Origin of the sequence: Rhizobium sp. BK112 (genome assembly GCF_014193215.1) — a bacterium.
Classification (GTDB): Bacteria; Pseudomonadota; Alphaproteobacteria; order Rhizobiales; family Rhizobiaceae; genus Rhizobium; species Rhizobium anhuiense.
The window spans coordinates 402,847-416,719 of the sequence record NZ_JACHYZ010000002.1 but is presented as its reverse complement, the minus strand read 5'-3'; the positions used below and the strand labels follow the sequence as shown (position 1 = coordinate 416,719).

The window sequence follows — 13,873 nt, the reverse complement described above, 5'->3', positions numbered from 1 at the left end:
CGATGGCAAAATCCGTTTTTCGGTTTCTGTCGCGGCAGCCGGAAGCGGTGGAGCTGGAGAACGACAGATATCTCCTGCGCCTGCCGCGCTACCAGGATTTCAACCAGTGGCACCGGCTGCGCGCCGAAAGCCGCAAATTCCTCGAACCCTGGGAGCCGACCTGGCGGCGCGACGAGTTGACCGAGGGCGCCTATCGCGCCCGCGTCATCCGCGGCAAGCAGGAATATGCCTCGGGCCAGGCGGTCCCGCTGTTCATTTTCCTCAAAGGCGACATGACGCTCGTCGGCGGCATCACCATCGGCTACATCAGGAGGGGTGCGGCACAAAGCTGCATGATCGGCTACTGGATGGGCGAGCGCCATGCCGGCCAGGGGCACATGTTCGCCGCCCTGCAAATGGTTATTCCTTACATCTTCACCGGGCTTGAGTTGCACCGTATCGAAGCAGCCTGTATTCCAGATAACGCGCGCAGCATCCGTCTGCTTGAAAAGGCCGGGTTTCAGCGAGAAGGCTATCTGCGCGGATATTTGAAGATCAACGGTCAGTGGCATGATCATGTGATGTTTTCACGTCTCGCCACCGATACGGATAAAGGCAGGAAAACCGACAGCCGATGACCAGAGACCGCATGCTGCCCAAGTCACCGTCCGGACGAGTGATCGCGGTGATCGCAGCCCTTTTCCTGGCGGCCTTCGCCTTCGTGGCGGGTACGGCCCAGGCGGCCGAACCGGTGAAGATTTCCCGCGACGATACCGCGCTCGACCTGACCGCGACGACCGAGATCTATGTGAACCAGGGCGAGGCCTTCCAGGTTTCGACGGCCGCGGGTGCGGACGGCATCCGCCGCCGCATCGAAGTCCGGGCGAGCTCGGAGAACCATCAGGGCGACTGGGCGGTGTTTGCGCTCGCCAATGTCTCGGAAGAACAGCTCGAGCGCGTCATCGTCGCCCCGCATTTCCGCCTGGTCAATTCCAAGCTGTTCTGGCCGGATCTCGGCTCGCAGCGCATCAGCGCCATCACCCCGAGCGAAGGCTTCGCGCTCGACCGGCAGCCGAGCGACGAGGCCGACGTCTTCCGCATCACGCTGAACCCCGGCGCCGTCATCACCTTCGTCGCCGAACTGTCGACGCCGGAGCTGCCGCAGATCTATCTCTGGGAACCGAACGCCTACAAGGATACGATCAACGCCTTCACGCTCTATCGCGGCATCGTGCTCGGCATTGCCGGCCTGCTCGCCGTGTTCCTGACCATTCTCTTCGTCGTCAAGGGCACCTCGATGCTGCCGGCGACGGCGGCCCTCGCCTGGGCGGTGCTCGGCTATATCTGCGTCGATTTCGGCTTTCTCGGCAAGCTCATCAGCGTCGCCTCGGCAGACCAGCGAATATGGCGCGCCTGCGCGGAGGTGGCGCTGGCGTCGAGTTTCGTCATCTTCCTGTTCACCTATCTGAACCTCAACCGCTGGCATGCGCATCTCGGCTACGCCACGCTTGCCTGGGTGCTCGGCCTTGCCCTGCTCTTCGGCGTGGCGATCTACGATCCGTCGATCGCCGCCGGTATCGCCAGGCTTTCCTTCGCGCTGACGGCGACGATGGGGCTGCTGCTCATCATCTATCTCGGCTTCAACCGCTACGACCGCGCCATCCTGCTGGTGCCGGCCTGGGCGCTGATCCTCGTCTGGCTGTTCGGGGCGTGGCTGACGGTCACCGGGCGGCTCGACAACGACATCATCCAGCCCGCCCTCGGCGGCGGCCTGGTGCTCATCGTGCTGCTGATCGGCTTCACCGTGATGCAGCATGCCTTTGCCGGCGGCGCGTTCCAGCAGGGGCTGTTTTCCGATCTCGAGCGGCAATCGCTGGCGCTGACCGGCTCCGGCGACATGGTCTGGGATTGGGATGTGGCGCGCGACCGCGTCGTTACCATTCCCGATGTCTCGACCAAGCTCGGCCTATCGCCGGGCACCATGCATGGCGCGGCGCGCAACTGGCTGCCGCGGCTGCATCCCGACGACCGCGACCGCTTCCGCGCGACACTCGACGTGCTGCTCGAACACCGCCGCGGGCGGCTGAACCACGAGTTCCGCATCCGCGCCGAGGACGGGCATTTCCACTGGCTGTTGATCCGCGCCCGGCCGGTGCTCGGCTCGAACGGCGAGATCATCCGCTGCGTCGGCACCATCGTCGACGTGACCGAGCAGAAGAATTCCGTCGAGCGGCTGCTGCACGATGCGCTGCACGACAATCTGACCGGCCTGCCGAACCGCCAGGTCTTCCTCGACCGGCTGCAATCGGTGCTGGCGCTGGCGCCGGGCGGCGACACGCTGCGGCCGACGGTGATGGTGATCGACATCGACCGCTACAAGCTGGTCAATGATTCGCTCGGGGTGGCTGCCGGCGACAACATCCTGATCGCGCTGACGCGGCGGCTGCGCCGGCTGTTGAAGCCGCAGGACACGCTGGCCCGGCTTGCCGGCGACCAGTTCGGCCTGATCCTGGTGTCCGAGCACAATCCGGCCAAGGTCGCCGATTTCGCCGATGCGATCAGCAAGGCGATCATGGTGCCGATCAACTTCGCCAATCGCGAGATCATCCTGACGGCCTCGGTCGGGCTCGCCTCCTGGGTCGACCGGCAGGAAAGCGCCACCGGCCTGCTCAGTGACGCCGAGCTTGCGATGTACCGGGCAAAACGGGCGGGCGGCAACCGCGTCGAACCGTTCCAGCCGGCCTTCCGCGATTTCGGCACCGATCGGCTGCAGCTGGAAACGGATCTGCGCCGCGCCATCGAGCGCAAGGAATTGTCGATGGTCTATCAGCCGATCGCCAGGCTGGAGGATGTCGAGATTGCCGGTTTCGAGGCGCTGATGCGCTGGGAACATCCCAAACGCGGCAATATTCCGCCATCCGAATTCATTCCGATCGCCGAGTCCTCCGATCTCATCGGCCCGCTCGGCATGTTCGCGCTGGAACAGGCGACCAACGATCTGATGAGCTGGCAGCACCAGACCGGCGAATTGCCGATCTTCGTCTCGATCAATCTGTCGAGCGTGCAGCTGCTCAACAACGAACTCTATGACGACGTGCGCTCGGTTCTCGCCAAGACGCATTGCCATCCCTCGCGGCTCAAGCTCGAACTGACGGAATCCATGGTGATGGAAAATCCGGAACAGGCCCGCCTCGTGCTGCAGAAGCTGAAGGAGGCCGGCATCGGGCTGGCGCTCGACGATTTCGGCACCGGCTATTCGTCGCTCGCCTATCTCACCCGCTTCCCCTTCGACACGATCAAGCTCGACAAGGCGCTGGTGCGCGACGGCAGCGACAAGAAGGCGACCGTGCTCCGGTCGGTGATATCGATGGCGCGCGAGCTGGAGATGAAGGTGGTGGCCGAGGGGATCGAATCCAACGAGGACGCGATCGAACTCGCCAAGATGGGCTGCAGCTACGGCCAGAGCTACCTGTTCGGGCCGCCGATCCCTTCGGAATCGGTACTGCGGCTGCTGCGCGACCGCTTTCCGCTGACGAAACGGGCCTGAGCGGAACGGCCATTCCCGCAAGTTCTATGTGCGTCACGCCCGGCTCGCCCGGACGGTCAGCCACCGATCATGGGGCTTTCCGACGCACAGACGCACCTCGCTGACGATCCAGCCGGCGTCTGTGAGTGCGGACCGCAGGGCAAACTCGCGCCAGTACGTCTCGACGTAGCGCCGGGGCGCTGCAGCACTGCCATGTGTGGACACGTCCTCGCCTTCGCCCTCTCTTACCGAGGCGTGCAATCGGCCACCGGTCCGGGTCGCCTCGGCAAGCCGTCCGAGCACCGTGCCGAAATCCTCGCGCGCGACATGAATCAGGCAGGCACAGGCCCAGATCCCGTCGTACGGCGTGCCGGGACGCTGCGGGTCGGCCAAGTCTTCGGTCAGCGGGTCCAACAGGTCGGCCTCGAAGCCATTTTCGCGAAGCAGTTCGACGAAACCCTTTGCAATGTCGGTGCGCCGGACGCTAATTCCCCGCTTCTCAAGCGCAAGTGCATCTCGCCCGCCACCGCTTCCGATCTCCAGCACCCTGCCCGAGCCGCCCAGCCCGGTCACGAACGCATCGATCTCTGTCGCGACCCATTCGGGCATCGCCGCGGCCTCCGCAGCGTACTCCGCCGCGACCGTATCATAGGACCGCACGGTATCCAGGTCGGTGCTCATCCTGGCATTCCTCCTTCAAGACAAGAGGCCTGATAAGCGAGAGGCCCTTCAGTCCGTTGCGCCCTTCACACTTCGGCAGTGGGTGACGTCGCGCGCGATTTGCTTCCGAGCTTTAGCAGAAATGCGGTCAGAGATCACCGACCGAGCCAATGCTGCCGGGCGGCAACGCGCCGTCATTTCTGTCGTTCCGATAGGTTTGCATCGCCCGAAAGCGGACCTCAGATCAAAGGCGTCTTGGCAGAAAATTTTGGCGTGGAGAGCGGATGACCTGCCTCTTCTTGGCCAAGACCTCAAAGCTTCCGGTCCGCAGCCGGCCCCGTGGCGGTCGTCTGAGGTCTAGAAATCAGCTATCTCAAGCCTGAAAACATCTGGAACGTTGAGGAGCAGGCATGACGAAGCATCGCATCTATTCAGTCAGCGTCGCGAGCGTCTACCCTCACTATGTCGCCAAGGCAGAGAAGAAGGGACGCACGAAGACAGAGGTCGATGACATCATCTGTTGGCTGACGGGCCATAGCCAGCAGAGCCTGGACGATCAATTGGCTGAGAAGACCAACTTCGAGGATTTCTTTGCGCAAGCGCCTCAGATGAATCCCTCCCGATCATTGATTACCGGCGTGATCTGCGGTGTCCGCGTGGAAGACATCCAAGAAACGACGATGCGGGAAATCCGCTATCTGGACAAATTGATCGACGAACTCGCGAAGGGGAAAGCGATGGAGAAAATCCTGCGGAAATAGCCAGGAATCCATGTCGCGGAAGCATCCGCGATCACCCATGGCACGCGCTCGGAATCCGGCACTGTCTCGTCCGGAAATGACGAATGTTCATTGTCTCCCAGCAAGGCGATCGAGCAGCAAGCAGAGGCCTTTCCGGAAAGCGCCGCCCCAATCATCGTCCAGCAGCAGACGAGAGCGTTCGATTGCAGGATGGTGTTGGCTGAAAGCTGTCGGCCACGCCCCTTCCCTCCCATAAACGGCCATTGACCAACGGCCTGCGATGTGCGCCTCTCATTGCTTGCACAAGGAAAATCCCATGCTAAAGTTTCTGCTCGCCCTCTCAATGGGTGTTTTTTGCGTATCGCCGCTTCAGGCCGGCGACATCACTCCCGTCACCAAGAGCTGCGAGCCGGGGGCAAAACAGGCGCAATGCCAGCGATGGGTCACGGATATCAAGAAAGCCGTCGAGCTGGCCTATAAAGGCGACCACGGGGCGCAGGTCACCGTTGCCTTCTGCCTGTCCACCGGTTGCCATGGTGCCGTCGCCATCGACAGGGTCGCCTCCTGCAGCTGGCATCTGGTCATCGCCAATTCCGGTTCGACGACCGTGCTCGACAGTTCAAACACCAGGAACACCTGCCGGCCGATGACGGCGGCCCAGAAAGACGAAGCCCGGGCGCTGGCGAGCGATCTCGTCCAGAAGATCTACAAGCGGCCCCTGGTCAAGACCGACCAGATGTAATCTGCCCGGGGCCCGGCCCGCAGCGCAACGCCTGCGTGAAAATAAATCTCATTGCTCTCCCGGTTTTCGCCGCTATTCTCCAGCCAAAGAAAATCGGGAGGACCATGATGATCCTGCACTGCGTATTCCTGCGGCTGAAGACGGCGATGACGGCCGACGACAAGCAATCGCTGTTCGACGCGATCGTTGCCCTGAAACAGGTCATTCCCGGCATATTGGATATCAAATACGGGCCGAACGTTTCGCCCGAGGGGCTGCATGGCGGCTTCGTCGACGGTTTTGCGGTGACCTTCGAAAGCGCCGAAGCCCGCGACGCTTATCTCATCCATCCCGAACATGTGGCTGTGGGCGAGCGCATCGTCTCCTCGACGGATGGAGGCCTTGCCGGCATTCTGGTCTTCGACCTCAATCAGTGAAGACTGCGGGGTCAAACCCCGCAGTGCCTCAACTGATCAGCTCGATTTCGCCATGGCGGCGGCGAGCTGGTCGACATTGTATTTGAACATCTTTTCATAGGTCGGCGCCGGTCCCTTGGCGTCGGAGAGCGATTCGACATAGAGCTCGCCGCCGGGCTCGGCGCCGGTTGCCTTGGCGACCTGCTTGACCAGGCGCGGATCGTTGGAATTCTCGAAGAAATAGGCCTTCACCCGCTCGCTCTTGATCTGCTCGATCAGCTTGGCGACGTCGGCGGCAGAGGCCTCGCTCTCCGTGGACAGACCGAGCGGGGCGAGGAAGCTGATATTATATTCGCGGCCGAAGTAACCGAAGGCATCGTGGCTGGTCAGCACCTTGCGGCGATCGTCGGCGACCTTGTCGAATTTCGCATGGGCATAGGCGTTCAGCGCGTCAAGCGTCTTGGTGTAGTTCTCGGCATTGGCCTTGAAGGCGCTCGCATCGGCCGGATCGGCCGCCGACAGCGCCTTTTCGATATTGGCGACCCAGATCTTGACGTTGACGGGGCTGTTCCAGACATGCGGATCGGTGATCTTCTCGCCGTCCTCTTCCATGGTGCGGGTGGCAATGCCTTCGGAGACGGTGACCGGCTTGCCCTTGTAGCCCGAGGCGGTGATCAGCCGGTCCATCCAGCCTTCCAGCCCCTCGCCGCTGACGAAGGTCACCTGAGCCGCGTTCAAATTCTTCGCATCGGCCGGCGACGGCTCGAATTCATGGGGATCGCCGTTCGGCCCGACGAGGCTCGTCACCTTTACATGCTCGCCGCCGACCTGTTTGACGACGTCGGCAAGCACCGTGAAAGACGCCACAACCTTCAGTGTTTCGGCGGAGGCGGGCATGGCCGACAGCGCCATCAAAACGGGGATTGCTGCGGAGAGAAGCAGTCTTTTCGGGTTCATCGAAGTCTCCTTGGGATCAGCCCTTCAAATGCGGGCGGGGAAAGAAGCGCCGGGCCAGGCCGGAGGGCGCGAAAAAAATCGAAAAGCCGTAGAGGATCGCCGCCGTCATGATGATCGTCGGGCCGGAGGCGAGTTCGAGATGGTAGGAGGCGATCAGGCCGAGATAGCCGGAGGCGGCGGCACTTCCGGCCGCAATCGCCATCATCACCGCCAGGCTGCGCGACCAGAGCTGGGCGATGGCTGCCGGCAGCATCATCAGACCGACCGCCATCAGCGTGCCGAGCGCCTGGAAGCTGGCGACCAGGTTCAGCACCACGAGCAGCAGGAAGAGCACATGATAGACCGGCCCGCGCCCGCCGACGGCACGCAGAAATCCCGGATCGAAGCATTCGGCCACCAGCGGCCGGTAGATGAAGGCGAGGATGACGAGGGTCAGCGAGGTGATCGCGCCGATCAGATAAAGGGCCGACGCATCGATCGCCAGGATGGTGCCGAAGAGCACATGCAGCAAATCGATATTCGAGCCGCGCAACGAGACGATCAGCACGCCGACCGCCAGCGACGCGAGATAGAAGCTGGCAAAGCTCGCATCCTCCTGCAGCACGGTCATCCGGCTGACGGCGCCGGACAGCAGCGCCACCGACAGGCCGGCGATCAGGCCGCCGAGGCCCATCGCCGTCAGCGACAAGGAGCCGGCGACGAGGTAACCGATCGCCGCTCCCGGCAGCACGGCATGGCTCATCGCGTCGCCCATCAGGCTCATGCGCCGCAGCATCAGGAAGACGCCGATCGGGCCGGAGCCGAGCCCGAGGCAGAGGCAGGCGACGAGGGCGCGGCGCATGAAGCCGAAATCGGCAAAGGGCGCGAGGAAGAGATCGTAAGCCGTCATGCCGCCGGCGCCTGTTCGGGATCGCAGGCAGCGGCATCCTCATCCCAGCGCTCGGCCATGGCACGGGCCTTCAACAGATTGGCGGACGACATGACCTCAGTGGTCGGACCCCAGCCGACCAGCTCGCGGGCGAGCAGCAGGGTTTGCGGGAAATGCGTGCGGACGAGCTCGAAATCGTGCAACACGGCGATCACCGTGCGGCCCTCGCCATGCCAGCGGGTGACGATATCGACGAGGTCCCTGGTCGTGCGGGCATCGATTGCGGTAAACGGCTCGTCTAGCAGGATGATGCCGGCATCCTGCAGCAGCAGGCGGGCAAAGAGCACGCGCTGGAACTGGCCGGCCGAGAGCGACCCGACATGGCGCCGGCCGAAACCTTCGAGGCCAACGGCGGCGAGCGCCTCGCCTGCCCTTTTCATCTCGCCGGACGCGATGCGGCCAAAGGCTCCCACCTTCTTCCAGGCGCCGAGCATGACGGTGTCGATCACCGAGATCGGAAAGCGCCGGTCGATCTCGGTCGCCTGCGGGAGATAACCGAATTCCGCCCGCCCCAGCCGATGCTCGACCCTGCCCTCGGCCGGGCGAAGCTCACCCATGATCGCCTTCAGCAACGTCGACTTGCCCGCCCCGTTCGGCCCGGCGATCGCCGTCAGGCTGCCGGAGGCGAAGGCGCCGGAGACGTGGTGGACGGCGGGGTGCCTGTTGTAGGCGACGGTCAGATTCTCCAGACGGATCAGCGGCGTCATGGCAGCAGAACCGCCCAGTGGATCGCCAGCCAGAGCACGGCAAGGACCAGCGTGATGCCGATGACCCTAGAAAATGCCGACTGTCCCAGCAGGCTGACGGAGGGGCGGTCGGGGCTCGGGGGCATAGCGCATCCTACAATGTAATAACATTACCGTTATGTTATAACGATTGCGGCGAGATTGAGGCGGGGAGCGCGCAGTTGCTCACACAATTGTAAAGCGCGACAAACGGCCGCCGGTCCATTCCGCGCCCTTTCTCCAGTTCATCCTGAGGTGCCCCGCGGGACCTCGAAGGACGGGGCTGATATGGCGGCACCCCTCCACCCAAAATTTCTGTCGCTGGACGACAAATGGCATGATGTGTCAAAAGAAGCTCGCCGTTCAGCGTGGAGACAATTTTGGGACTTCGGGAAGATAAGAAGGATCGCACGCGCGCGCAGCTGCTCGAGGCCGGGTTGGAGCTGATCCACAAGCGTGGATTCGAGGAAACGACCATTGCCGATATCGCTGCCGCCGTCAGCGTGTCGCCCCGCACCCTGCTTCGCTACTTCCCGACAAAGGAGGATGTGATCGTCAGCTGGGTGCAGGATGGCATGACGATCATCCGTGCGGAACTGACGGAGCGGCTCGCCTCGGAGCCGCCGGTTGTCGCACTGCTTGCTGCCGCGCGGGCGATGCTTACGGCTTTCGACGAAAGGTCGCGTTTCTTTCTCGCCATCGAGACGGCAATCCGCTCCAACAGGAGCATTTCTGCGCGAAAGGAACAGATGATCGCCGAACTGATCGACGAAATCGCCCATATTCTCGCCTCGCCGGACAGACGGTCTCCGCTGCCGGATGTTGTCGCCTATACGATCGCGGGAACGGTTTTCGCGCTCATTCGGGCATCGATAAACAGTTGGGTGGATGGCGGAGCCGCCATGTCACTTGCCGATCTCTTCGATCGCGCCGCCGGTGTCGTTCACTTTAAATAAAATGTCACTTAGTGACATTTGTCGTTGACAGACATAATTTCCCATGCAATTTCACGATGCGTTGCTGAGCAACGTCATTGCAAACAGCCTCGCCTTGCGAGCGCGCCTGCTTGGGAGATAAAATGTCCACACATCAAAAGATTGCACTCGTCACCGGCGCGACCCGCGGCCTTGGTTTTGAAACGGTTCGCCAGCTCGGCCGGGAAGGCGTGTTCGTCCTTCTCGGCGCACGCGATCTTGCCGCAGGGCGGGCAAAGGCCGAAACATTGCGGGCGGAGGGCTTGGCGGTCGAGGCGATCGAGATCGATCTCCATCGCCCTGAGACGATCGACGCCGCCGCCTCTTCGATCGGCGAGCGGTTCGGCAGGCTCGACATCCTGATCAACAATGCGGGCATCCTGCTGCTCGACACCGACGATTTCCCCAGCGTCGCCTCCATCGAAACCCTGCGTGAATCCTATGAGGTCAATTTCATCGGAATGGTGATCGTGACCCAGAAACTGTTGCCGCTGATCCGCAAGGCGGCCAGCGGCCGCATCGTCAACCTTTCCAGCAGCGTGGGTTCGCTCTGGTGGACGGGCGATGCAAACAATCCCTCCCCCGATGTCAAATGGCTTGGCTATGCCGCCTCCAAGGCGGCGGTCAACATGCTGACCGTGCAGCTTGCCCTTGAGCTGAAAGATACGCCGATCAAGGTGAATGCCGTCTGCCCCGGCTATGTCATGACCGAATTGAACAGAGGCGGCGGCTACATCACGATCGAAGACGGCGTTCGGGCCCCGGTCAAATATGCTTTGCTGGATGACGCCGGACCCACCGGCCAGTTTTTCAACACCAATGGCCCGATCAACTGGTAACGGCCCGCGGCCGGGCGCTTGACGGCCCGGCATGCGCACCACCGTTCAGCCGACACGGCGGATGTGGCGTCCCGAGGACGGGGCATCCGCCTTTCCGCCCGCGACAGCGAATTCGCTCCCATCCCCTTTCAAGGACCATGAGACATGAAACCAACGACGGATGACATCGTCGAGATCAACCAAATCCTCTCGCTCTGGGCCCACCTCGTCGACAACCATGCATGGGACAGGTTCGGTGAAGTCTTTACCGAGGATGCATATTTCGACTCGAGCGTTTTCGGCTTTGCTCCGGTCACGGGCATTGCAGCGATCTGCCATATGGCCAGCCGGGACGGTCATGCGAAAGCACATCACACGACGAATGTGTATGTTCAGGAAGGCGCGGGCGACGAGATCACCACCGTCTCGAAGGGGCTTGGCCTGTTGTCGAATGGGGCGGTGGCGAGCGTGACCTATACCGACCGGCTGCGGCGGACGCCGAAAGGCTGGCGTCTGGCGAGCCGCATTCTCGCTCTGCAAGCACCGCGTTGAGATCGCGCCGATGTCTCTCGTCAACCTATCCCTGGCAAACGTCATTGCCTGGCTGCTTGCAGCCTTCTTCTTCATCGGCGCCTATGGCAACACCTTCGTCAGCCCCGAAATTGCCGCGGACTACGCCCGGTGGGGCTATCCGGAAAGCTTCCATTATCTGACCGCCGTCTGCGAATTCACCGCAGCAGTCATGCTCATCGTCAAACCATTGCGCCTTTACGGTTCCCTGCTCGGGAGTGCCGTGATGCTGGCGGCTGTGGCGACGGTTCTCTTCCACGGCGAATATGCGCATGCAGTTCCGCCAATGGTGGTCCTGGGTTTTTGCGGGCTCGTCGCTCGTCTGACGGCTCGGCGGAAGCCGGTGACGCTTGCATAGTCGAAAAAGGCGACCGAACGGCCGCCTTCATCTGTCATGATGCTTAAGGATGCGACGCTCCGGGAGGCGCGTTTCTCCAAACCTGCCATCGGCGCGTGCCCGTCATCCGGCTGCCGCCACCTCTCCCCACAGGCGGGGCGAAGGGGGGATAGCCGCAACCTCTCGGTTCCCACCTCGCTGTTGCAGGGCACGTCCCCTCGCCCCGTTTTTACGGGGAGAGGGTGAGGGGCAGATCTTGTTCAAACGCTTACAGCTGTTCCAGCATCGCGGCAGCGCCCGAGACGGTTGCCTGGCCGGGGCTTTCCTCGACGTTGAGGGCTTTCACCACGCCGTCCTCGACCAGCATCGAATAACGCTTGGAGCGGAGGCCGAGGCCGCCGGCGGAGAGGTCGGCGTCGAGGCCGACGGCCTTGGTGAAGCCGGCATCCCAATCGGCGAGGAAATGGATCTTGCCCATACCGCCTGATGATTGCGCCCAGGCGCCCATCACGTGCCAGTCATTGACGGCAACGACGGCGATATCGTCGACGCCCTTGCCGAGGATGGTGTCGCGGTTTTCGAGATAACCCGGCAGGTGGTTCAGCGAGCAGGTGGGCGTGAAGGCGCCCGGCACGGCAAAGAGCACGACGCGCTTGCCGGCGAAGAGCTGATCGGTGGTGATTTCGACCGGGCCGTCGGCCGTCTTTTCCTTGAAGGTGGCGGCAGGAAGCTTGTCGCCGATCGCGATGGTCATGGTCTTCTCCTTGAGTTGTGGCTTTGGGGTTCTGCCTTGGCGGCGGCGGGCGCCGCGGGGGTTCTGCGGCGACTATAAGACCCGGTCATTCAAAGGCAAGACCAGTCATTCAAAGGCAAGAGTCGTCTCCATCGCCCTTGCGCCGTCGATCACCAGCACGCCCCAGCGCTTGCCCGATATGTCGTAATCCTTCGGCAGCTTGCCGATGGATACATCGACCTTGAAAGTGGCGCCGTCGCGTTTGCCGCCGATCTGCTTGGTGAAGGCATAGCCGCTCGGGCCGGTGACGATGATATCGGGCGCGGCTTTCCCGTCGCTCGGCCCCTCACTCGGCAAAACCAGCGTCAGCGACAGCGTCTTCCTGTCCGGCGACATCGCATGCGCGGTCACGTCGAAATCCGCCGATGGCGGCTTCGGCAGGCTCGCATCGGCGGCCTGGAGGATCGCCTCCTCTTGCGGACGCGACTGCATGGCCGGGCCGAGCTTCAGCTGAAAATTCGCCTGGAAGGGAATGCAGATATCCTTGCAGATACCGATGAAGGCGCCGGCATCGATCTCGACCGGGCCCTTACCGGCCGCGCTCAGCGAAAGCGGCAGCGTCACCGGCGCATCATAGGCAATATCCTCGATCGCGCCGTTGAAAAAATGTTTCGGAACGGGATAGGCGATGGCATCGAGCGTGACGCCGCTTTCCGTCGCGATGGTGAACTGGGGCGGAATGCCGTTGCCGCCGGGCTCTTTCCAATAGGTGATCCAGCCGGGTTTCGGCTCGATCTGAAGCGCTGCGCGGATTTTGCCGCCGGCATCGGGCGCAAGCGCCACCAGGCGCATGCGGCCGCCTTCGTTCTCCACCCAGCCGCTCATTTCCGCATGAACCGAAGAAAACGGCACAAGTGCTGCGACCGCCGAAACGACCGCAATCAAAAAACCGCGCGGGACTGAGGAAATAATCATCATGGAACAAAGGTTTACCGAAAGCGGTGTTTGACCGCCAGAAGTCGCGGCGATTTAAATCTTCATTTTCAGTTGATTGATGTGTGACATTGGCCCATGTTTCTCTTGTCGAGGCCTTGGTGCGGTCTGGCAGCAGGAGGAACGATGTCCTTATCGACGCTGAAGAACAGACGGGAACGTGGCTTCTTCGATGGCCAGTTCCTCATCGCCATGCCCGGCATGGAAGACCGCAATTTTGCGCGCACCGTGATTTACATCTGCGCGCATTCGGATGCCGGCGCCATGGGCTTCGTCATCAACCGTCCTCAGAGCCTCACCTTCACCGATGTGCTGCAGCATCTCGACATGATCAAGCAGGAAGATTCGATCGTGCTGCCGAAGCGCGCCCGCGACTTCCCGATCCAGACCGGCGGCCCGGTGGAGAGCGGCCGCGGCTTTGTGCTGCATTCGGACGATTATGCCAGCGACTCCTCGATCCCGGTCAGCGACGATATCTGCCTGACGGCGACGCTCGACATCGTGCGCGCCATCTCCAAGGGCAACGGGCCGACGCGGGCGACGATGCTGCTCGGCTATTCCTCCTGGGCAGCCGGCCAGCTGGAAAGCGAAGTCGTCAACAATGGCTGGCTCACCTGCCCGGCCAATGAGGAACTGATCTTCGACCGCAGTCTCGACGACAAATACGAGCGGGCGCTCGCCGGCATGGGCGTGACCGCCGCCATGCTTTCGGCTGAAGCCGGGCATGCCTGAAAAGCAGTTGGCCTGAGAACAGCTGGCGTGAGAAACAGCTGGCTTGCGCCAGTGGGAACGAATA

The 13,873-nt window shown here is 62.4% G+C and carries 17 protein-coding genes and 1 pseudogene; 10 read left to right on the top strand and 8 right to left on the bottom strand.

Translation table 11 applies throughout. The features are described 5' to 3' along the window. Window positions 1-2: 2 nt before the first annotated feature. Both FHT75_RS07195 and FHT75_RS07190 read left to right on the top strand, forming a co-directional pair. On the top strand, window positions 3-617 hold the full coding sequence (locus FHT75_RS07195) for a GNAT family N-acetyltransferase (RefSeq protein WP_028755741.1): 615 nt from the start codon (window positions 3-5) through the stop codon (window positions 615-617). Beyond that, window positions 614-3,526, top strand: a complete 2,913-nt coding sequence (locus tag FHT75_RS07190) for a sensor domain-containing phosphodiesterase (protein WP_028755742.1) — start codon at window positions 614-616, stop codon at window positions 3,524-3,526. Before FHT75_RS07195 ends, FHT75_RS07190 begins: the two co-directional genes overlap by 4 nt. Before the next feature lie 33 nt (window positions 3,527-3,559). Here FHT75_RS07190 and FHT75_RS07185 read toward each other — a convergent pair whose 3' ends face one another. Next, entirely contained in the window at window positions 3,560-4,186 is a 627-nt protein-coding gene (locus FHT75_RS07185) for a class I SAM-dependent methyltransferase (protein ID WP_028755743.1), read from the bottom strand. Window positions 4,187-4,575: 389 nt separating this feature from the next. Here FHT75_RS07185 and FHT75_RS07180 point away from each other — a divergent pair, with 389 nt between their 5' ends. After that, complete coding sequence (locus tag FHT75_RS07180; protein WP_028755744.1) at window positions 4,576-4,926, top strand: DUF2200 domain-containing protein; 351 nt, start codon at window positions 4,576-4,578, stop codon at window positions 4,924-4,926. Between the two features lie 87 nt (window positions 4,927-5,013). Here the strand turns inward: FHT75_RS07180 and FHT75_RS35750 are convergent. Next, a pseudogene (locus tag FHT75_RS35750) lies at window positions 5,014-5,136 on the bottom strand (TetR family transcriptional regulator); the annotation flags it as partial. Between the two features lie 85 nt (window positions 5,137-5,221). On the opposite strand from FHT75_RS35750, the gene FHT75_RS07175 reads away from it, so the two are divergent. After that, entirely contained in the window at window positions 5,222-5,647 is a 426-nt protein-coding gene (locus tag FHT75_RS07175) for a hypothetical protein (RefSeq protein WP_047614441.1), read from the top strand. Between the two features lie 107 nt (window positions 5,648-5,754). After that, entirely contained in the window at window positions 5,755-6,063 is a 309-nt protein-coding gene (locus FHT75_RS07170; RefSeq protein WP_028755746.1) for a Dabb family protein, read from the top strand. A 36-nt stretch (window positions 6,064-6,099) separates the two neighbouring features. Here FHT75_RS07170 and FHT75_RS07165 read toward each other — a convergent pair whose 3' ends face one another. From FHT75_RS07165 to FHT75_RS36245, 4 genes are read right to left on the bottom strand one after another with little or no spacing between them, the layout of a single operon-like run. Then, entirely contained in the window at window positions 6,100-6,999 is a 900-nt protein-coding gene (locus tag FHT75_RS07165; RefSeq protein WP_028755747.1) for a metal ABC transporter solute-binding protein, Zn/Mn family, read from the bottom strand. Window positions 7,000-7,015: 16 nt separating this feature from the next. Next, entirely contained in the window at window positions 7,016-7,888 is an 873-nt protein-coding gene (locus FHT75_RS07160; protein WP_028755748.1) for a metal ABC transporter permease, read from the bottom strand. After that, window positions 7,885-8,634, bottom strand: coding sequence for a metal ABC transporter ATP-binding protein (locus tag FHT75_RS07155; RefSeq protein WP_183844711.1), 750 nt, complete (start codon window positions 8,632-8,634; stop codon window positions 7,885-7,887). Before FHT75_RS07155 ends, FHT75_RS07160 begins: the two co-directional genes overlap by 4 nt. Further along, entirely contained in the window at window positions 8,631-8,759 is a 129-nt protein-coding gene (locus FHT75_RS36245; RefSeq protein WP_254961312.1) for a hypothetical protein, read from the bottom strand. Before FHT75_RS36245 ends, FHT75_RS07155 begins: the two co-directional genes overlap by 4 nt. A 273-nt stretch (window positions 8,760-9,032) precedes the next feature. On the opposite strand from FHT75_RS36245, the gene FHT75_RS07150 reads away from it, so the two are divergent. From FHT75_RS07150 to FHT75_RS07135, 4 genes are all read left to right on the top strand, one after another. Continuing rightward, window positions 9,033-9,608, top strand: coding sequence for a TetR/AcrR family transcriptional regulator (locus FHT75_RS07150; protein WP_028755750.1), 576 nt, complete (start codon window positions 9,033-9,035; stop codon window positions 9,606-9,608). A 122-nt stretch (window positions 9,609-9,730) separates the two neighbouring features. Further along, entirely contained in the window at window positions 9,731-10,465 is a 735-nt protein-coding gene (locus FHT75_RS07145; RefSeq protein ID WP_028755751.1) for an SDR family oxidoreductase, read from the top strand. A gap of 144 nt (window positions 10,466-10,609) precedes the next feature. Beyond that, on the top strand, window positions 10,610-10,996 hold the full coding sequence (locus FHT75_RS07140; RefSeq protein WP_028755752.1) for a nuclear transport factor 2 family protein: 387 nt from the start codon (window positions 10,610-10,612) through the stop codon (window positions 10,994-10,996). A 10-nt stretch (window positions 10,997-11,006) separates the two neighbouring features. Then, the gene (locus FHT75_RS07135) at window positions 11,007-11,372 is read left to right on the top strand and encodes a DoxX family protein (protein WP_028755753.1); all 366 of its coding nucleotides are present in this window, start codon (window positions 11,007-11,009) and stop codon (window positions 11,370-11,372) included. Window positions 11,373-11,619: 247 nt separating this feature from the next. Here FHT75_RS07135 and FHT75_RS07130 read toward each other — a convergent pair whose 3' ends face one another. Continuing rightward, on the bottom strand, window positions 11,620-12,105 hold the full coding sequence (locus tag FHT75_RS07130) for a peroxiredoxin (protein WP_011650769.1): 486 nt from the start codon (window positions 12,103-12,105) through the stop codon (window positions 11,620-11,622). 105 nt (window positions 12,106-12,210) lie between these two features. Then, entirely contained in the window at window positions 12,211-13,062 is an 852-nt protein-coding gene (locus tag FHT75_RS07125) for a protein-disulfide reductase DsbD domain-containing protein (protein ID WP_183851426.1), read from the bottom strand. Between the two features lie 141 nt (window positions 13,063-13,203). Between FHT75_RS07125 and FHT75_RS07120 the strand changes: the two genes are divergently transcribed. Continuing rightward, window positions 13,204-13,809 carry a YqgE/AlgH family protein gene (locus FHT75_RS07120; RefSeq protein ID WP_028755755.1) on the top strand — a complete coding sequence of 202 codons (606 nt, stop codon included), beginning with the start codon at window positions 13,204-13,206 and terminating at the stop codon, window positions 13,807-13,809. Window positions 13,810-13,873: the final 64 nt, after the last annotated feature.